Genomic DNA, 18,220 nt, shown 5'->3' with positions numbered 1-18,220 from the left:
GATCAAATGTGGGAGGGGGCTTGCCCCCGATGACGGCGGGTCAGCTAAGGCTATGCTGACCGACACTCTGAAATCGGGGGCAAGCCCCCTCCCATATTTTGAGCTTTATTTTTCCAGCGGGACGGGGGCTTACTTTTTGGCGATGATGACGGCCCGCATAGGCGCCGGCAGCCCTTCAATGGTCTTGCTGTGATCATCCGGATCGAGGAAATCGCTGAGGGATTGATACTTCATCCATTCCGTCCCCCGTTGTTCCTGCACCGTGGTCACACTCACATCCACACACCGCACATCACTGAACCCGGCACGCCGCAGCCAAAGCATCAACGCCGGCACCGAGGGCAGGAACCACACGTTGCGCATCTGCGCGTAGCGATCTTCCGGCACCAGCACTTGCTGCTGATCGCCTTCCACTACCAAGGTTTCCAGCACCAGCTCGCCGCCCTTGACCAGTGTGTCCTTGAGCGCCAGCAAGTGCTCGATGGGCGAGCGGCGGTGGTAGAAAACGCCCATGGAAAACACCGTGTCGAAGCCTTCCAGGTTGGGCGGCAGGTCTTCGAACGGGAACGGTAGGTGCCAGGCTTTGGGCTCGGACAGGTAGCGTTGCACCGCCTGGAACTGGCAGAAGAACAACCAGTTGGGGTCCACGCCGATCACGCTGTCGGCACCGGCGCCGAGCATGCGCCACATGTAGTAGCCGTTGCCGCAGCCGACGTCGAGGATGCGCTTGCCCTTGAGGTTCAGGTGCGGCGCCACCCGCGACCACTTCCAGTCCGAGCGCCATTCGGTGTCCACGTGCACGCCGAACAAATGGAACGGGCCTTTGCGCCAGGGGCTCAGGCCCATGAGTGCGGTGTGCATCTGCGTGCGGGTGGCGTCGTCGCAGTCGGCGTCCAGGGTCAGGCCGTTCAGCAGATCGACGTGGTCGGGCGCTAGGGTCGGCAGTGCGTCCAGCGCGCTCTGCCAGCGCGCGAGGTCGCCGTGGCCTTTCTCCATTTTGCTGTCGAGTTGCGCCTGCAGGCCCTGGGCCCAGACGGCCAGGGGCGTGCCGACCAGATGGCGGGCGAGGGGGGACAGATCAATCATGGCAAGGCAATCAACGAGGCAAAGTTAAGACACTGGAACCACGGCACGACTTTCGAGAACCCGGCCGCCAGCAGGCGTTCGCGGTGTTCTTCGAGGCTGTCGGGCTTCATGACGTTTTCGATGGCGCTGCGTTTCTGGGCGATTTCCAGTTCGCTATAGCCGTTGGCGCGTTTGAACGCCACATGCAGGTCGGTGAGCAGTGCGTGTTCTTCCAGGTCATCGAAGCGCAGCTTTTCCGAGAGGATCAGCGCGCCGCCCGGCAACAGTGCCTGACGAATGCGGCCGAGCAACGCCAGGCGCTCCTCGGGGGCGATGAACTGCAAGGTGAAGTTCAGCGCCACCACCGAAGCCGGCTGGAACTGCAACGCGAGGATATCGCCCTCGACCACCTGCACCGGCAGCAACTCCTGAAACATCGAGTCCTGGCCATTGAGGTATTCGCGACAGCGCTCGACCATCGCCGCCGAGTTATCCACCGCGATCACCGAGCAGCCCTCGGTGCGCACATGGCGCCGCAGAGCCTGAGTCACCGCGCCGAGGGATGAGCCCAGGTCGTAGAGCACGCTGTGGGGTTGGGCAAACTGCGCGGCCAGCACGCCGAGGTTCTCGACAATGGTCGGATACCCAGGCACCGAGCGTTTGATCATGTCGGGAAACACCCGCACTACATCCTCGTTAAAGGCGAAGTCCGGCACCTGGGGCAGGGGCTGGGCGAACAGGCGATCGGGTTCTTGGCTCACGGTTGTTCCGGCGACGTTGGGGGAAAGGCCGGCATTTTAGCCAAGTTGAAGGAGGAGTGCGCGGTTTGTCTGAAAGCCACTATCGATTCAGATAAGACTGCACGGGCTCGTTAGCGGGTGCAGTCTTCGTAAGCGGTGGGTAATGACGGTAGCTAAGTTGATTCTTGGAGATCAAACGTTGCGTCTATTTTGTAAGTGTCTGAACCATTGCTTTTGGCAGTGAGGGAAAGTTTGCCTTTGTAATGTCGATTAGTATGATCAGGTGTGATATCAAGGGTGCCTTCGTAGTTTTGAAGGCTATCAGGTTCTGCTGGAACTACCATGGCGCTTCTGAAACTGGAAAAGTTATCTAAAACATGTTTGCCTGCAACAATGTTTGGGGTCAGTGTCAAGGTTATTGACGACCAACGATTTTCGGAAACCTTATCCCCTGCATAGATCTCAAGTTCCCTGTCGTCATAATATAAGTAAAAGCTCTCGCCGACGAAGTCTGTGGGCGCATCATTCTTGGAAATAGTACCCGAAAATTCTCCATTTGCGTTCTTTTGGTTTCTCATGATTTTAGTCTCCAATTTTCTGAATAAACATTACATGTTGGACGTATAAGTAATCTATTCTGGGTTTGAAAATTGGAATACTGTCAACTATGACAGTTTGATAGACGGATTTGATATAAGGTTTCGCGCTGAATTGTCTAATGAGTGTTTTATTGATTGAGTTTAAAGAGTGCGCTTAGAGGCGCTTACTGAGAATGCCGCGGCTGTAATTCCCCACTGGCCAAGCCAATAGGTGGTAATCAGCAAATACGGCGCGGCCTCGAACGCGACCACGAACCGATTGATGCCGATCAGCGTGTCGGAAAACACAAAGGATGCGGCCCCCGCCGCGGCCAGCAGCGCCGAACGCTTGGGCACATCACCGCCCAAGCGGGCCAGCGCGCGCCAGAGCATGGCGCTGATCACCAGGGCATAAACCACCACAGGTATTAACAAATCCCCCAGGCCATGGGAAATCAGGAGGCTCAACAGCACCGCTCCCACGCCCAGCGCGAGGATCAACGGCAGCGGCGCCAAGCGGCGGCAATCGCTGAAGTAGGCCTTGAGGTACGCCAAGTGCGCCAACAGAAACGCGCCCAGGCCAAAGATAAACAGGTCCCCCGGCCAGGCCAGCAGAACATCCCCCACCAGCGAGAAAATCAGCCCCAGGCTGATCCAGCGGCGATAGTCGGTGGGCGGCGCATCGTGCAGCCAGCCCAGCAGTGCCAGGACCGGCAAGGGTTTGACCAGCAGGCACAGCAGCGTGGCGTGGGTGGTCAGGCCGTAGATAAAAGTGCCGGCGCCCATCAGCGCAAGAATCAGCCACGGCATATCAGTTCACCGTAATGGCGCAGTCGAAGGCTTCAACGGGTTCGGCTTCCGGCTCCCAGGGCTGCTGGGAGGTCAGGCGCAAGCGACCCTGACCCGGCGCGAAAGCCTGGAACCGCCAGGTCGACTGGCCGCCGCCGCCGATCACCCCGGATTCGCTGCTGCTGTAGACCTCGGGGCTCAGCGCACGCAGCACGCCGCCGGCCGAATCCTGGATCGCCCAGCGGTAACCAGTAGTGGGGTTGCTGGGCAGGGTAAGGATCAGGTTTTGCCCGGTTTTCAGCTGAAGCGGGCAGGCGCTCTGGTTTTCCACGGTGACGTTTTGCTTGGGAGCGCTGGCGCAGGCGGCCAGCAGGGCAAGGCTCAAGGGGAGAAGCAGGCGGGCAGCGGTCATGAGGGCTCCGTTGTTTGGCGACGAAGACCGAGCATAACCGAAGATAAGACAAGGTGTTACAAGGTGGATACAGGTTGCGGCCACTTACGTCATCGGGGGCAAGCCCCCTCCCACACTTGAATGGGTTCACAACTCAACCTGTGGGAGGGGGCTTGCCCCCGATGAGGCCAGTGCACGCGCCAACGGTCTATCAGAACAGCACCTTCGCCACATCCGCAAAGCGCTTGGCGAAATGCACCGTCATGCCTTCCTTCAGGTACTCCGGCAATTCTTCGAAACTGCCGCGATTGGGCTCCGGCAGGATCAGTTCATGAATCTTCTGGCGCCGCGCGGCGATTACTTTTTCGCGCACTCCGCCAATTGGCAGCACATGCCCGGTCAGTGTCAGTTCGCCGGTCATGGCCACGCCTTTCTTCGGCGGTTGGTTTCGGGCCAGGGACAGCAGGGCGCTGGCCATGGTCACACCAGCACTTGGGCCATCCTTCGGCGTGGCGCCTTCCGGCACATGCAGGTGCACAAAGGCTTCGTCGAAGAACTTCGGGTCGCCGCCAAAAGACTTCAGGTTCGAACTGATGTAGCTGTAGGCGATTTCGGCGGACTCCTTCATCACCTCACCCAACTGGCCGGTCAGCTTGAAGCCACGGTTAAGGGTGTGAATGCGCGTCGCCTCGATCGGCAAGGTGGCACCGCCCATGCTGGTCCACGCCAGGCCGGTGATGACCCCAGTGCCGGACAACACTTGTTCATTACGGAACACCGGCGTGCCCAGGGAGCTTTCCAGGTCTTTGTTGCCGATCTTGATCACGCTGTCCGGCGCATCCAGCAACTTGACCACCGCTTTGCGCACCAGTTTGCCCAGCTGTTTCTCCAACTGGCGCACCCCAGCTTCACGGGCGTAACCGTCGATCAGCGCGCGCAGGGCGCCGTCGCTGATGGTCAGGCTGTTTTTCGCCACGCCGGCTTTTTCCAGCTGCTTGGGCCATAGATGGCGCTTGGCGATGGCGACTTTCTCTTCGGTGATATAGCCCGACAGGCGAATCACTTCCATCCGGTCGAGCAATGGGCCGGGGATGGAATCCAGGGTGTTGGCGGTGCACACGAACAGCACCTTGGACAGGTCCAGGCGCAGGTCCAGGTAGTGGTCGAGGAATTCGACATTCTGCTCAGGGTCCAGGGTTTCCAGCAGCGCCGACGCCGGGTCGCCCTGGAAGCTCTGGCCCATCTTGTCGATCTCGTCGAGCATGATTACCGGGTTCATCACCTCCACGTCCTTGAGCGCCTGCACCAGTTTGCCGGGCAGGGCGCCGATGTAGGTGCGGCGATGGCCCTTGATTTCGGCCTCGTCACGCATGCCGCCGACGCTGAACCGATAGAACGGGCGGCCCAGGGACTCGGCGATGGATTTGCCGACACTGGTCTTGCCCACGCCCGGCGGGCCCACCAGCAGCACAATGGAACCGGCGACTTCGCCTTTATAGGCGCCCACCGCGAGGAACTCGAGGATACGGCTCTTGATGTCGTCAAGGCCCGCGTGGTGTTTATCCAGCACCTTGCGCGCGTGCTTAAGGTCGAGTTTGTCCTTGCCGTACACGCCCCACGGCACCGACGTGGCCCAATCCAGGTAGTTGCGGGTGACCGCGTATTCCGGCGAGCCGGTCTCCAGGATCGACAGTTTGTTGAGTTCTTCATCGATGCGTTTTTTCGCCTGGGCTGGCAGTACTTTGCCTTCCAGGCGCTGCTCGAATTGCTCGACGTCCGCGCTGCGGTCGTCCTTGGTCAAACCCAGTTCCTGCTGGATGACTTTGAGCTGTTCTTTGAGGAAGAACTCGCGCTGATGCTCGCCGATCTTGCGGTTCACTTCGGCGGACAGCTCTTTTTGCAGGCGCGCGACTTCGACTTCCTTACGCAGCATCGGCAGCACTTTTTCCATGCGCTTGAGCATGGGCACGCAGTCCAGCACTTCCTGCAGTTCGTTGCCGGTGGCGGAGGTCAGTGCGGCGGCGAAGTCGGTCAGCGGCGATGGGTCGTTGGGGCTGAAGCGGTTGAGGTAGTTCTTCAACTCTTCGCTGTACAACGGGTTGAGGGGCAGCAGCTCCTTGATCGCGTTGATCAGCGCCATGCCGTAAGCCTTGACCTCGTCGGTCGGCTCGGACGGCTGGTGTGGGTATTCGACTTCCACCAGGTACGGCGGGCGATGGTGCTTGAGCCAGGTGCGAATCCTCACGCGGGTCAGGCCCTGGGCGACGAATTGCAGCTTGCCGTTTTCGCGGCTGGCGTGATGCACCTTCACCAGGGTGCCGTACAGCGGCAGGCTGGAGGTGTCGAAGTGGCGCGGGTCTTCCGGCGGCGTGTCCATAAAGAACAGGGCCAGGGAGTGGTGCTCGGACTTGCTCACCAGTTCCAGGGTTTCGGCCCAAGGCTCTTCATTGACGATCACCGGCAACACTTGCGCGGGGAAAAACGGCCGGTTGTGGATCGGGATGATATAGACCTTGTCCGGCAGGTTCTGCCCAGGCAGGGCCAGGCCGGTATTGGACGAGTGGGATTCAGCGTTTTCGGGGTCGGCGTAATCGTTGAGGTCGTAATCGGGAAATTCTTGCTGGTCGCTCATGGGGCACCTGCATCAGGAAGTATGGTGCTTAGATGGGGCGAGGTAGCGGTGGTTTCAATGGTGGGGTTGCGATAGCAACATATTGCATAAAATTACGGCGGCGATCCGGCCATGGGGTCAGCTGATTTTATGAAGGTAGGCCGGGAGCGGCTGTTCTGGCAGCACCGAGAGTACTTTCAAGCGCTGCAACATTCGCTGTCGCGCCCGCTGCAAGTGCTCGCGCAGGTTCAGCGCGGCGGCATCGAAGGCTCCGTGCAGCAGCAGTTCGAGAATCAAGCGATGTTCGGCAAGCATTGACGGATCGGCGCCGATCCCCAGCAAACCGTGGAATATCCGGCTGATGATCATCGGGCTCTGGCCCTGGCGGATCAACGCCGCGATCTTGCGGTTTTGCAGACCGGCCAGGCAGTGCTGGTGCAAGTCCTCTTCGATGCGCTCGATGGCTTCCAGGCTGCAGTGCGGAGTGCTCTGGGCCTCCAGCACCCGTTGCAGCATGGCTTGCAGCACCTCGCGGTCGAGGTTCGGCGCGCTCTGGCGCAAGGCTTCGGGCTCCAGGCAGGCGCGCAGTTCGTAATCCTCGGTCACTTCCCGGGCTGTCAATGGGCCGGCCAGCCATTGGGAGTAGGGCTCCTTTTCCACCAGGCCACGGTCGCGCAGACGCATCAGCGCTTCACGCACCACCGCGCGGCTGACGCCGTAGTGTTCGGCGGCCGCCTGTTCATCCAGGCGGTAATGGCCGAAGGCGATGCAGGTGGACAGCGCCGCGCCGATTTCATCGACGATCCGTTCGCCCAACGGTCGTGTGTCCACCAACTCATCTTCGCCGTTCAAGCCCAGGTGCGCAGCGCTCAAGGGCAGGCGCAGCGGCTCCATGGCCAGGCCTTCGGGATTGATCAGGTAACCGCGGCCATTGAAACGGCAAATCAGCCCTTCTTCATGCAGCAGGTCCAACGCCCGGCGTACCGGCACGCGGCTGGTGCCGAACAATTCGGCCAGGGGCGCTTCCAGCAACACCAGCCCATGGCGGGCAGTGCCGTTGACGATCGCATCACGCAACACCTGGTGAATCATCGCGTAACGGGAGGCCGAGGCAGACGCTGCTTTCATCGATTTCTCAAGAGCCTGTAGGACGATGGCCGGGGATTCTCTCATAGATGTGGGTGTCACTCTGCGCCACGTTGTGGGCACTTTTTTGGGGCCTGAAACGGATCGTTGTTACTTTTCTGCACCAAAATGTACTTATTAATAAAAGATACATTATTTGAGCCTAAGTCACTTCTCCTCTGCTTGTCGGATTATTCTGCAACCCTGAAAGGGCTCTAGTCCGCTATCTCTAGCGTTAACGACCCGGAAAGCGCCAATAGATCACCCAAGGCTGGCACGAAAGCTGCCTTTGTAAAATGTACATTTTATGAATATGTACGTTTTAAAAGGACTGCGCTGATGTCAGATGCCACATCAATGGCCGAGGATTTCGCCCACGGTCGCAGCGACCCGGTGCAAGCTCTGGAGCACTCGCTTGACCTAGCCCTGCGGGCCAGCAGCGTGTTTATCAGCCTCACCGCCGACCGCGCACGCCGTGAAGCCGAAGCCGCCGCTGCCCGCTGGCGTGCCGGTCAGCCATTGAGCCTGTTCGACGGCGTGCCGCTGGCCTGGAAAGACCTGTTTGACATGGCCGGCAGCGTCACCACCGCCGGTGCCGCCTACCGTCGCAATGCCCCCGCCGCCGCGCTCGATGCCCCCGTTGTCGGCCTGTTGTGCCGCGCCGGCATGGTCAGCGTGGGCAAGACCAACCTCAGTGAACTGGCGTATTCCGGCCTGGGCCTGAACCCGCATTTCGGCACGCCGCACAATCCCCATGCCAGCGATCAGCCGCGTATCCCCGGTGGTTCGTCGTCCGGTTCGGCGGTGGCCGTCGCCGCTGGAATCGTGCCGATCGCCATGGGCACCGACACCGCCGGCTCGATCCGCATCCCCTCGGCCTTCAATGGCCTGGTGGGGTATCGCAGCAGCAGTCGGCGCTATAACCGCGACGGTGTGTTCCCTTTGGCTCGCACCCTCGACAGTCTCGGCCCGCTGGCGCGTAGCGTGCGCGATGCCCTGACCCTCGACGATATCCTTCACGGCCGCACGCACACCCATACCGCACGCAGTCTAAAGGGTCAGCGGTTTGTGCTGGAGCACAGCGTGCTGAGCCACGTTGAACCGGCCGTAGGCAATAACCTGCTGCGCGCCGTGGAGCAACTCAAGGCCGCCGGTGCGCTGATCGAAAACCGTGAAAGCCCGACTTTCAAAGGCGCACTGGAACTGATCCAGCAACATGGCTGGCTCGGCGCCTTCGAAGCCTTCGCCCTGCACCAAGCCCTGCTCGACAGCGCCGACGCCGCGCAACTCGATCCACGGGTGCGCCGCCGCCTCGAAACCGCGCGCGGGCTGCCCGCCAGCCAGTTGATCGGCCTGATCGAGGCACGCCAACGCCTGCAACTCCAACTGGTCGACGACCTCGACGGCGCGATCCTGATCACGCCCACCGTCGCCCACGTCGCCCCGGCCCTGGCGCCTGTGGAAGCCGAAGACGATCTGTTCGCCACCACCAACCTCGCCACCCTGCGCCTGACCATGCCCGGCAGCCTGCTGGACATGCCCGGCGTGACCTTGCCCAGCGGCCGCGATGCCTTGGGCCTGCCCACCGGGATGCTGCTCAGCGCCCCGATGGGGGAGGACGCGCGCCTGCTGCGCGCCGCGTTGTCCGTCGAATCCGTACTTAACGTTTAAGGAGATACACCATGGCTAAAGACATCCTTTGTGCATTTGGCGTCGACGTTGATGCCGTCGCCGGCTGGCTCGGTTCCTACGGCGGCGAGGACTCGCCGGATGACATCTCTCGCGGCCTGTTCGCCGGCGAAGTCGGCGCGCCGCGCCTGCTCAAACTGTTCGAACGCTACGGCCTGCGCACCACCTGGTTTATCCCCGGCCACTCGATGGAGACGTTCCCCGAGCAGATGAAGGCCGTCGCCGATGCCGGCCACGAAATCGGCGTGCATGGCTACAGCCACGAAAACCCGATTGCGATGACCGCCGAGCAGGAAGAAATCGTCCTCGACAAGTCCATCGAACTGATCACCCAAGTCACCGGCAAACGCCCCACCGGCTACGTTGCGCCGTGGTGGGAATTCAGCAAGGTCACCAACGAGCTGTTGCTGAAAAAAGGCATCAAGTACGACCACAGCCTGATGCATAACGACTTCCACCCCTACTACGTACGCAAGGGCGACAGCTGGACCAAGATCGACTACAGCCAGCACCCCGACACCTGGATGAAACCGCTGGTACGCGGTGAAGAAACCGACTTGGTAGAGATCCCGGCCAACTGGTACCTGGATGACCTGCCGCCGATGATGTTCATCAAGAAAGCCCCCAACAGCCACGGCTTCGTCAACCCGCGTCACCTCGAAGAAATGTGGCGCGACCAGTTCGACTGGGTCTACCGCGAACACGAACACGCGGTGTTCACCATGACCATCCACCCCGACGTATCCGGCCGCCCGCAAGTGCTGCTGATGCTCGAACGCTTGATCGAACACATCCAGAGCCATGCCGGCGTGCGTTTTGTCACGTTCGATGAAATCGCCGACGACTTTATCCGTCGCCAACCGCGTTCCTGACCCCACCCCTTGAGGCGCCACCCATGTCCATCTACAACAAGCTTGACCTGACCGGTTGGAAACCCCGGCAATTGACGTCCCAGGAAGTGCGCTTCGCCACCTGGATCGCGTTTTTCGCCTGGGTGTTTGCGGTGTACGACTTCATTCTGTTCGGCACCTTGCTGCCGGAGATCGGCCGGCACTTCGGCTGGGGTGAAGTGGAGCAAGCCGAGATCGCGACCTGGGTAGCGGTGGGCACCGCCGTGGTCGCCCTGGCCATCGGCCCTATCGTCGACAAACTGGGGCGGCGCAAAGGGATTATTTTCACCGTGGCCGGTTCGGCGCTGTGTTCGGCGCTGACCGCGATCGGCGGGGCGTGGGGCAAGTCGCCGCTGATTCTGATCCGTTCGTTGGGCGGTCTGGGTTATGCCGAAGAAACCGTCAACGCCACCTACCTCACCGAGCTGTATGGCGCGTCGGAAGACCCACGACTGACCAAGCGGCGCGGTTTCATCTACAGCCTGGTGCAGGGCGGCTGGCCGGTAGGGGCACTGATTGCGGCGGGGTTGACCGCCTTGTTGCTGCCGATCATCGGTTGGCAGGGGTGTTTTATCTTCGCGGCGATCCCGGCCATTGTGATTGCAATCATGGCGCGCAAGCTCAAGGAGAGCCCGCAGTTCCAGATCCATCAGCGCATCAGCGAACTGCGTAAAAGTGGCGCGGTGAACGAAGCGCAGAACGTCGCCGCCACCTACGGCGTGGACTACGACGAACACAGCAAGGCCGGGCTCAAAGCCGCGTTCCGTGGCCCGGCACGCCGCGCCACCCTGGTGATCGGCGCCGCGCTGTTGCTCAACTGGGCGGCGATCCAGGTGTTCAGTGTGCTGGGCACGTCGGTGATCGTCAGCGTGCACCACATCTCGTTCGAGAACTCGCTGATCATCCTGGTGCTGTCGAACCTGGTGGGTTACTGCGGCTACCTCAGCCATGGCTGGATGGGCGATAAGATCGGCCGCCGCAATGTGATCGGCCTGGGCTGGATGCTCGGCGGTCTGTCGTTCGCCGGCATGCTGTTCGGCCCGAGCAATATGGCCATGGTGGTGGGCTTGTACAGCCTGGGCCTGTTCTTCCTGATCGGGCCGTACTCGGCGGCGCTGTTCTTTATCAGTGAAAGTTTCCCCACCAGCATTCGCGCCACTGGCGGCGCGATCATCCATGCCATGGGGCCCATCGGTGCGGTGGTCGCAGGCTTTGGTGCCACTCAAGTGCTGTCCGCCGGCAGCGACTGGCAGACCGCGGCGCTGTGGTTCGGTGCGGTGCCGTGCTTCCTGTCCGGTGCGCTGATGTTTGCCGCCCGCCATGTCCGCCCGGAAACCGTGCAGTAAGGAGTATTCGATGAATCGTAAAGTTGCCTTGATTACCGGTGCCGCCAGCGGCATCGGCCAAGCCCTGGCCGTGGCCTATGCGCGCAATGGCGTGACAGTGGTGGGCGGGTATTTTCCGGCTGATCCCCATGACCCGCAGATCACTGTGAGCCTGGTGCAAGAAGCCGGTGGCGTCTGCCTGATGTTGCCGCTGGACGTGGGCGACACCGCCTCGGTGGACGCCTTGGCCGCGCAGGCTGTGCAGCATTTCGGTCGGCTCGACTACGCGGTGGCCAACGCCGGCCTGCTGCGTCGCGCACCGTTGCTGGACATGACCGATGCGCTGTGGGACGAGATGCTCAACGTCGACCTGACTGGCGTCATGCGCACCTTTCGCGCTGCCAGTCGGCATATGAACGAGGGCGGTGCGTTGGTGGCGATTTCGTCGATTGCCGGCGGCGTGTACGGCTGGCAGGACCACAGCCACTACGCCGCCGCCAAGGCTGGAGTGCCGGGGTTGTGCCGTTCGCTGGCGGTGGAACTGGCGCCTCTGGGCATTCGCTGCAATGCGGTGATCCCGGGCCTGATCGAGACGCCGCAGTCCCTGGACGCCAAAAACTCCCTCGGCCCCGAAGGCCTGGCCAAAGCCGCCCGCGCTATTCCGCTGGGCCGGGTAGGGCGCGCCGATGAAGTGGCGTCGCTGGTGCAGTTCTTGACCAGTGATGCGTCCAGCTACCTTACCGGCCAGAGCATCGTCATCGACGGTGGCCTGACCGTACGCTGGCCTGACTGATGGGGGGGAGGGGGCTTGCCCCCGATGGTGGTGCGCCAGATACATCTGTGCTGGCTGAACCACTGCAATCGGGGGCAAGCCCCCTCCCACATTGGAATGTCACTGGCCTGACGGATGTACTCGCTTCAACGGTGGTAGGGGGCAAGCCCTTCCCACATTGGAATGTCACTGGCCTGACGGATGTACTCGCTTCAACTGTGGGAGGGGGCTTGCCCCCCGATGGTGGTGGGTCAGACACAGCTGCCCTGGCTGACCCCCTGCAATCGGGGCAGGCCCCTCTCACATTGGAATTGTGTTTGTTTCTGGAGAATGGATATGCCCCAACTCACTGATCGTCGCGCTGTGATCACCGGTGCCGGCAGCGGCATTGGTGCCGCCATCGCCCGCGCTTATGCGGTTGAAGGCGCGCGTCTGTTATTGGCCGACCGCAACGCCGCCAGCCTCGCCGAAACCGCGATCACCTGCCGCAACCTGGGCGCCGAGGTGGTCGAGTGTGTGGCCGATGTCGGCACGCTAGAAGGCGCTCAGGCCGGGGTCGACCGGTGTGTCGAGCAGTTCGGCGGCATCGATATCCTGGTCAACAACGCCGGCATGCTGACCCAGGCGCGTTGTGTCGATCTGACCCTCGAAATGTGGAACGACATGCTGCGCGTCGACCTCACCAGCGTGTTCGTCGCCAGTCAGCGCGCCCTGCCGCACATGCTGGCGCAGCGCTGGGGGCGGATCATCAATGTGGCCTCGCAACTGGGCATCAAGGGCGGCGCCGAGCTGACTCACTACGCCGCCGCCAAGGCCGGGGTGATCGGCTTCACCAAGTCCCTGGCCCTGGAAGTGGCCAAGGACAATGTGCTGGTCAACGCCATCGCCCCGGGGCCAATCGAAACGCCGTTAGTGGGCGGGATCAGCGAGGCTTGGAAACGCGCCAAAGCCGCCGAGCTGCCCCTGGGTCGCTTCGGCCTGGCCGATGAAGTGGCGCCCACCGCCGTGCTGCTCGCCAGCGAGCCGGGCGGCAATCTGTTTGTCGGCCAGACGCTTGGCCCGAACGCCGGCGACGTCATGCCATGAGCGGGGTATAGCGATGTGTGGACTCTGCGGACTGCTGGGTGAAGACCTGCACTGGAGCGACCCCTTGGGCGATGAGTTGCCAAGGCGCCGGGAACGGCTGCGCCGCATCGCCGCGATCAATCAGGTGCTGGCGGTGTTCCGGCTCAAGGTCGAAGATTTCCAGGGCGCCTCTTATTTACTGATCGGCGCCACCGGCAAACAAGCCCTGGCCAGCGGCCTGGATCAACTCTGGCAAGCGGCCGAAAGCATGCTCGGCCGTGCGTTAGACCCCCTCGATGCGACGCTGTTGGATCACTTGGAGTCCGCCCCATGAGCATGGCCCTGAACGTCATCACCGGCTTCCTCGGCAGCGGCAAAACCACCTTGCTAAAGCGCCTGTTGGAGGGTGAAAGCCTGGGCGACACCGCGTTACTGATTAACGAATTCGGCGATGTGGGCATCGACCATCTGCTGGTGGAAGAAGTGGCCCCGGACACTGTGTTGCTGCCCAGCGGCTGTGTGTGTTGTTCGATTCGCGGCGAGTTGAAAGACGCGCTGCTGGCCCTGTTGCAGCGCCGCGAACGCGGTGAAATTCCGGCGTTCAAGCGCGTGATCCTGGAAACCACCGGCCTGGCCGACCCGGCGCCGATCCTCGCCACACTCAACAACGACGTGCAACTGCGCGGGCGTTTCCATATCGGCCTGGTGATCACCTTGGTGGACGCCAGCCACGCCGCCCTGCAAGAACGCCTGCACCCGGAATGGCTGGCCCAAGTGGCCGCCGCCGACCGCCTGCTGCTGAGCAAAACCGACCTGGCCGGTGATTGCGCCCCGCTGCGTGCGCACTTGCAGGCGCTCAACGCCGGTACGCCGATCCTCGACACCCACGCCATTCACAGCGGCGACCAATTGCTGCTCGGCGAAGGCCTGCGCAGCGCCGAGCCCGCCGATGAAGTGCAACGCTGGCAACTGCATCGATCCACCACCGCCTCCCATGGCGCGGCGCAGGTGTGCTGCCTGACCTTCGAGCAGCCGCTGGACTGGGTAGGGTTCGGGGTGTGGTTGTCGATGCTGCTAAGATGCCACGGCGAACGAATCCTCCGGGTCAAGGGACTGCTCAACGTGAACGCCAGTAACGCCCCCATCGTCATTCATGGCGTGCAGCATTGCCTGCACGCGCCGGTGCATCTGCCTGCGTGGCCGGGCAGCGACCGGCAATCGCGCTTGGTATTTATCCTGCGCGGCCTCGACCCTGCGCTGTTGCGTCGTTCTTTCGAGGTGTTTTCCCGGCGGTTGGCCCGATGATCACACTGCGCGTCCTCGGCACCTCGGTGACATTGCTCGAATGTTTGCGCGTGCGGGCCGAGCAGGAACTTGGCATTCGCCTGGTCTATCAGGTGCACGATGTCGAGCAGGCCCAGCGTATTGCGGTGATGCAGCCCGACAGTTACGACCTTTACGATCAATGGTTTCACAACGTCGACTTCGTCTGGCCGGCGCGGGCGATCCAGCCTATCGATACGCGCCGCATCGCGCTATGGCACGAGATCAACGACTTGCCCAAGCGCGGGCGCCTGAGCCCCAACGACCGCCTGGGCAGTGGCAGCGTGCCCAGCGAGCGGCTGTTCGTGCAGCACGACGGCAGCCTCGGCAGCACCGTGACCGAACGTATCAGCATGCTGCCCCTGACCCACAACGCCGACAGTTTTGCCTACCGCCCCGAGCGTCTGCCCGCAGGCTTTTGCCGGGGCAACGAAAGTTGGGGCTGGCTGCTGGACCCGGCGTGGCGCGCGCGCACCGCACTGCAAAGCGACGCCGCCATTGGCGCACTGGATGCCGCGCTGGCGGTGCAGGGCGCCGGGCTCGCCAGTTTCCGCGACATCGGCAATATGAGCATCGAGGACATCGATGTGCTCGCCGACATCCTGGTGCGCAAGCAGAAGGAGGGGCACTTCGCGGCGTTCTGGTCAGACGACGAAGAAGCCGCGCAACTGATGCTCAGCCCCAGTATCGATATCCAGAGCCTGTGGTCTCCAACCTTGATGCGCCTGCATCGCGCCGGTGTGAAGTACCGCCTGGCGGTGCCGCGCGAAGGCTATCGCGCCTGGTTCGGCGGTTTGTCGTTATCGCGCCATGCCCAGGGCCCGGTGCTGGATGCCGCCTACGCGTACCTCAACTGGTGGCTGTCCGGCTGGCCCGGTGCGGTGATGGCGCGTCAGGGGTATTACATCGGCAACCCGGCCCGCACGCGCGACCATTTGAGCGCCGCCGAGTGGGATTACTGGTACGCCGGCAAGCCCGCCCGTGAAGAACTGCCGGGCAGCGATGGCCTGCCGCTGATCGACCGGGGCGAGGTGCGCGACGGCGGCTCCTATGAACAGCGTATGGGCCACATCGCGGTGTGGAACGCGGTGATGGACGAGCACAACTACCTGGTGCGCCGCTGGGGCGATTTCATGCGCGCGCGAGGGCCGGCCTGACCCGAAAAGCCAAGCCTCTGTCGCCAATAAGCTGACGGTGAAGCCCCCGGTTTTATTGGGTGGACAAGCGCCTGCGCCGAGCTAATCTGCTCAACACAAATACCTGCAATGGACGGGTATTTTTTGACGCCAGGTCAGCTGTCGCAGGGAATGCACATGACAAATGGACGTAGTGGCAGAAACAGACGAACGCTGCCAGAGGGCACGCCGATGACGTGGCGCCATACGTTCCAGACCCGCATTGCCGGCGTATTGGCGTTGCTGCTGTTGGTGGTGGTCGCCGCGACCTACTTTGCGGTGCAGGCCGCCACCAGCCGCGCCGTGGAGAACCAGGCCCGCGCCCAACTGAAAACCGGCAGTCAGGTGTTCGAACGCCTCTTGGACCTGCGGGGCCGGCGCCTGCAATACGGCCTCGACTGGCTGACCGCCGACGGCCCATTCGTAAGCGCGGTGGCCGAGGGCAACTCGGCGTCGATCCTGGATGTGCTGGAGCGTCACGGCAGCGGCATCCGTTCCAGCGAAGTGCTGGTGCTGGGGCTGGACGGCACGGTGATGGTCAGCACCTTGCCGGGGTTTACGCGGGGCCAGGTCTTCCCTTATGCCGAGGCACTGCGTCGGGCCCGGCGCAGTGGCTTGCAGATGTTGATCGTGGCCATGGACCAGCGCCCCTACTTGCTGGTGCAGGACGAAGTCGTCGACACAACGCCCATCGCTCGCGTGGTCATGGGCTTTCCCATGGACACGTTGTTCGCCAATGAACTGCGCTCCATGAGCAACCTGGAGGTGTCGTTCCTCAGCATGCGCAACGGGCATGTCGGCCAATTATTCAGCACCCAGCCCGACGCTTATCAGGCCACGGTGATCAACCTGTTGCGTGGGGCCCGTCCGGACCCCGAGGCGCATATCCATCGGTTCTACGGCGAGCGTGTGCTCAGCCAGGTGCTGACGCTGGCCAATACCGGTGAGGGCGATGACGTGCGGGTGTTGCTGCAAAGCCCGCTGGATCATGCCCTGGAATCCTTTGCGCCGCTGGACCGGCAGTTCCTCGGGATTGCCCTGGCGGTGTTGGTGGTGTCGTTGGCTGGCGCGTTGTTTCTGGCGCGACGCGTGTCGCGGCCGCTCAATGCCTTGGTGGACGCCGCCGGGCGGATCGGCGCCGGTGACTACCGCACCCCGGTGCGGGTACGTGGCCACGATGAGTTCGGCCTGCTGGCCCGCGCCTTCAATGCCATGCAAAGCGGCATCGCCATGCGTGAACGGCAACTGGCCCATAACGCTTTGCACGACCCCCTTACCGGGCTGCCCAATCGCGCCCTGGCCATGGAGCGCTTGGGCAGTGCGATCAGTGCGCGGCGGCCGGTGGCGCTGCTGTACCTGGGCATCGAAAACTACCGCGCAATCAACGAAGGCTTCGGCCCGGAGGGGGTTGAAGACATGTTGCGCGAAGCCAGCCGGTGCCTGTCCATGAGCCTGTTGGCGAGCGACACCGCGGCGCGGGTGTCCGGCAGCGAATTTCTGCTGTTGCTGGAAAATATCGGCATCGACCGCGCCGTGGCCCGCGCCGACCGCCTCTATGCGCTGCTCACCGAGCCTCAACGCATTGGCAACGACGAGCTGCGCCACGAAGTGAGCATCGGCATTGCGGTCTACCCCAATGACGGCCAGCACGTGGAAGAATTGATCAGCCGCGCCGCCATCGCCCGCCACGATGCGGCGATGCTGCCGGGCTATCTGCAGATCTACCAGCAGGACCGCGACCTCGCCCATCAGCGCCAGATCACCCTGATTCGCGACTTGCGCCGTGCCGCCACCGAAGGCGCGTTGCACCTGTGTTACCAGCCCAAACTCGACCTCAAGCACGGCCAGGTGCGCCAGGCCGAAGCCCTGCTGCGCTGGCAGCACCCCAGTCTGGGGTTGGTGTCGCCGGCCGAGTTCATTCCCCTGGCCGAGCGCACCGGCAGCATGGCCAGCCTGACCCACTGGGTGATCGAAGAAGCCATCCGCCAGATCGCCGAATGGGCGCGGCGCGGCCTGTTGATCCAGTTGTCGGTGAATATCTCGGTGGACGACCTGGCCGACGACGACCTGGCGATCCGCGTGACCACTTTGCTTGCCCAGCACGGTGTGCACGCCGAGCAATTGCTGTTCGAAATCACCGAGAGCGCCATCATGCACAACCCTCGCCAGGCCCTTAGCGTGTTGGAGCAACTGCGCGGCTGCGGTATCAGCCTGTCGGTGGATGACTTTGGCACCGGTTATTCCTCCCTCGCCCAACTGCAACGCCTGCCGGTGCAGGAGCTGAAGATCGACCAATCCTTCGTGCGCAACCTCGACAACGAGGGCGGCGACGGCGTGATCGTGCGTTCGACTATCGAGATGAGCCATAACCTGGGGCTCAAAGTGGTGGCCGAAGGGGTGGAGTTCGAACCCAGCCTGAAGCTGCTCAAGCAGTGGAATTGCGACACCGCCCAGGGCTACCTGATCAGCCGGCCGCTCAACGCCATGGCTTTTGAGATGTGGATGCGGCGCGAACGCGCGGCGGTCTAGACACCTTGCAGGTGACTACAGCTTTTTTAGGTATGGTCGATAACTTCTACGGAGCCTGACCGTTTGCACAGTTTTTTACCGACCAACGGTTTAGCGTCCTCCTGTGTTCAATAGTGGCATTTTGCCTTGATTGCGGCATCATGGCCGTAACCG

The 18,220-nt window shown here is 62.3% G+C and carries 16 protein-coding genes; 9 read left to right on the top strand and 7 right to left on the bottom strand.

Translation table 11 applies throughout. The features are described 5' to 3' along the window. Window positions 1–129: 129 nt before the first annotated feature. The 7 genes from cmoB to FIV35_RS06795 form a co-directional block, all read right to left on the bottom strand. Window positions 130–1,086 carry a tRNA 5-methoxyuridine(34)/uridine 5-oxyacetic acid(34) synthase CmoB gene (gene cmoB, locus FIV35_RS06825; RefSeq protein WP_034137124.1) on the bottom strand — a complete coding sequence of 319 codons (957 nt, stop codon included), beginning with the start codon at window positions 1,084–1,086 and terminating at the stop codon, window positions 130–132. Next, entirely contained in the window at window positions 1,083–1,826 is a 744-nt protein-coding gene (cmoA, locus tag FIV35_RS06820; protein ID WP_034137125.1) for a carboxy-S-adenosyl-L-methionine synthase CmoA, read from the bottom strand. Before cmoA ends, cmoB begins: the two co-directional genes overlap by 4 nt. Window positions 1,827–1,978: 152 nt before the next feature. Then, window positions 1,979–2,383 (bottom strand): hypothetical protein, encoded by a 405-nt coding sequence (locus tag FIV35_RS06815; protein WP_146374956.1) that lies wholly within the window; start codon window positions 2,381–2,383, stop codon window positions 1,979–1,981. A gap of 162 nt (window positions 2,384–2,545) precedes the next feature. Continuing rightward, window positions 2,546–3,193, bottom strand: a complete 648-nt coding sequence (locus tag FIV35_RS06810; protein ID WP_034137126.1) for a lysoplasmalogenase — start codon at window positions 3,191–3,193, stop codon at window positions 2,546–2,548. A 1-nt stretch (window position 3,194) separates the two neighbouring features. After that, window positions 3,195–3,584 carry a protease inhibitor I42 family protein gene (locus FIV35_RS06805; protein ID WP_034096061.1) on the bottom strand — a complete coding sequence of 130 codons (390 nt, stop codon included), beginning with the start codon at window positions 3,582–3,584 and terminating at the stop codon, window positions 3,195–3,197. 190 nt (window positions 3,585–3,774) lie between these two features. Next, window positions 3,775–6,195 carry an endopeptidase La gene (gene lon, locus FIV35_RS06800; protein ID WP_034137127.1) on the bottom strand — a complete coding sequence of 807 codons (2,421 nt, stop codon included), beginning with the start codon at window positions 6,193–6,195 and terminating at the stop codon, window positions 3,775–3,777. Between the two features lie 117 nt (window positions 6,196–6,312). Further along, window positions 6,313–7,302 carry a GntR family transcriptional regulator gene (locus FIV35_RS06795; protein ID WP_034137128.1) on the bottom strand — a complete coding sequence of 330 codons (990 nt, stop codon included), beginning with the start codon at window positions 7,300–7,302 and terminating at the stop codon, window positions 6,313–6,315. Between the two features lie 336 nt (window positions 7,303–7,638). Here FIV35_RS06795 and FIV35_RS06790 point away from each other — a divergent pair, with 336 nt between their 5' ends. From FIV35_RS06790 to FIV35_RS06750, 9 genes are all read left to right on the top strand, one after another. After that, window positions 7,639–8,970: an amidase gene (locus FIV35_RS06790; RefSeq protein ID WP_034137129.1), complete on the top strand. Its 1,332-nt coding sequence runs from the start codon at window positions 7,639–7,641 to the stop codon at window positions 8,968–8,970. An 11-nt stretch (window positions 8,971–8,981) separates the two neighbouring features. Beyond that, complete coding sequence (locus tag FIV35_RS06785) at window positions 8,982–9,860, top strand: polysaccharide deacetylase family protein (protein WP_034096065.1); 879 nt, start codon at window positions 8,982–8,984, stop codon at window positions 9,858–9,860. Window positions 9,861–9,883: 23 nt separating this feature from the next. Next, window positions 9,884–11,224: an MFS transporter gene (locus FIV35_RS06780; RefSeq protein ID WP_034137130.1), complete on the top strand. Its 1,341-nt coding sequence runs from the start codon at window positions 9,884–9,886 to the stop codon at window positions 11,222–11,224. Between the two features lie 10 nt (window positions 11,225–11,234). Next, window positions 11,235–11,996, top strand: coding sequence for an SDR family NAD(P)-dependent oxidoreductase (locus FIV35_RS06775; protein ID WP_034096067.1), 762 nt, complete (start codon window positions 11,235–11,237; stop codon window positions 11,994–11,996). A 315-nt stretch (window positions 11,997–12,311) separates the two neighbouring features. Then, complete coding sequence (locus FIV35_RS06770; protein WP_034137131.1) at window positions 12,312–13,061, top strand: SDR family NAD(P)-dependent oxidoreductase; 750 nt, start codon at window positions 12,312–12,314, stop codon at window positions 13,059–13,061. 13 nt (window positions 13,062–13,074) lie between these two features. Continuing rightward, the gene (locus FIV35_RS06765) at window positions 13,075–13,374 is read left to right on the top strand and encodes a hypothetical protein (protein ID WP_034096069.1); all 300 of its coding nucleotides are present in this window, start codon (window positions 13,075–13,077) and stop codon (window positions 13,372–13,374) included. Continuing rightward, window positions 13,371–14,345, top strand: a complete 975-nt coding sequence (locus FIV35_RS06760; protein WP_034137132.1) for a CobW family GTP-binding protein — start codon at window positions 13,371–13,373, stop codon at window positions 14,343–14,345. Before FIV35_RS06765 ends, FIV35_RS06760 begins: the two co-directional genes overlap by 4 nt. Beyond that, entirely contained in the window at window positions 14,342–15,520 is a 1,179-nt protein-coding gene (locus FIV35_RS06755) for an ABC transporter substrate-binding protein (protein ID WP_034137133.1), read from the top strand. Before FIV35_RS06760 ends, FIV35_RS06755 begins: the two co-directional genes overlap by 4 nt. Window positions 15,521–15,730: 210 nt before the next feature. Continuing rightward, a complete protein-coding gene (locus tag FIV35_RS06750) occupies window positions 15,731–18,067 on the top strand; it encodes a putative bifunctional diguanylate cyclase/phosphodiesterase (RefSeq protein WP_034137134.1) in 2,337 nt (778 codons plus the stop codon). Window positions 18,068–18,220: the final 153 nt, after the last annotated feature.

Origin of the sequence: Pseudomonas rhodesiae (assembly GCF_007858255.1) — a bacterium.
In the GTDB taxonomy this organism is placed as follows: domain Bacteria; phylum Pseudomonadota; class Gammaproteobacteria; order Pseudomonadales; family Pseudomonadaceae; genus Aquipseudomonas; species Aquipseudomonas rhodesiae.
Note: the sequence above shows the minus strand (reverse complement) of the source record. Positions and strands in the feature narration are given on the sequence as shown.

Excerpts from the sequence above, each read along its gene's own strand:
- FIV35_RS06755 (WP_034137133.1), top strand. The coding sequence starts at position 14,342 with ATGATCACACTGCGCGTCCTCGGCACCTCGGTGACATTGCTCGAATGT.
- FIV35_RS06780 (WP_034137130.1), top strand. The coding sequence starts at position 9,884 with ATGTCCATCTACAACAAGCTTGACCTGACCGGTTGGAAACCCCGGCAA.
- FIV35_RS06805 (WP_034096061.1), bottom strand. The coding sequence starts at position 3,584 with ATGACCGCTGCCCGCCTGCTTCTCCCCTTGAGCCTTGCCCTGCTGGCC.
- FIV35_RS06750 (WP_034137134.1), top strand. The coding sequence starts at position 15,731 with ATGACGTGGCGCCATACGTTCCAGACCCGCATTGCCGGCGTATTGGCG.
- FIV35_RS06785 (WP_034096065.1), top strand. The coding sequence starts at position 8,982 with ATGGCTAAAGACATCCTTTGTGCATTTGGCGTCGACGTTGATGCCGTC.
- FIV35_RS06770 (WP_034137131.1), top strand. The coding sequence starts at position 12,312 with ATGCCCCAACTCACTGATCGTCGCGCTGTGATCACCGGTGCCGGCAGC.
- FIV35_RS06765 (WP_034096069.1), top strand. The coding sequence starts at position 13,075 with ATGTGTGGACTCTGCGGACTGCTGGGTGAAGACCTGCACTGGAGCGAC.
- FIV35_RS06790 (WP_034137129.1), top strand. The coding sequence starts at position 7,639 with ATGTCAGATGCCACATCAATGGCCGAGGATTTCGCCCACGGTCGCAGC.
- FIV35_RS06815 (WP_146374956.1), bottom strand. The coding sequence starts at position 2,383 with ATGAGAAACCAAAAGAACGCAAATGGAGAATTTTCGGGTACTATTTCC.
- FIV35_RS06775 (WP_034096067.1), top strand. The coding sequence starts at position 11,235 with ATGAATCGTAAAGTTGCCTTGATTACCGGTGCCGCCAGCGGCATCGGC.
- lon (WP_034137127.1), bottom strand. The coding sequence starts at position 6,195 with ATGAGCGACCAGCAAGAATTTCCCGATTACGACCTCAACGATTACGCC.
- FIV35_RS06795 (WP_034137128.1), bottom strand. The coding sequence starts at position 7,302 with ATGAAAGCAGCGTCTGCCTCGGCCTCCCGTTACGCGATGATTCACCAG.
- cmoB (WP_034137124.1), bottom strand. The coding sequence starts at position 1,086 with ATGATTGATCTGTCCCCCCTCGCCCGCCATCTGGTCGGCACGCCCCTG.
- FIV35_RS06760 (WP_034137132.1), top strand. The coding sequence starts at position 13,371 with ATGAGCATGGCCCTGAACGTCATCACCGGCTTCCTCGGCAGCGGCAAA.
- FIV35_RS06810 (WP_034137126.1), bottom strand. The coding sequence starts at position 3,193 with ATGCCGTGGCTGATTCTTGCGCTGATGGGCGCCGGCACTTTTATCTAC.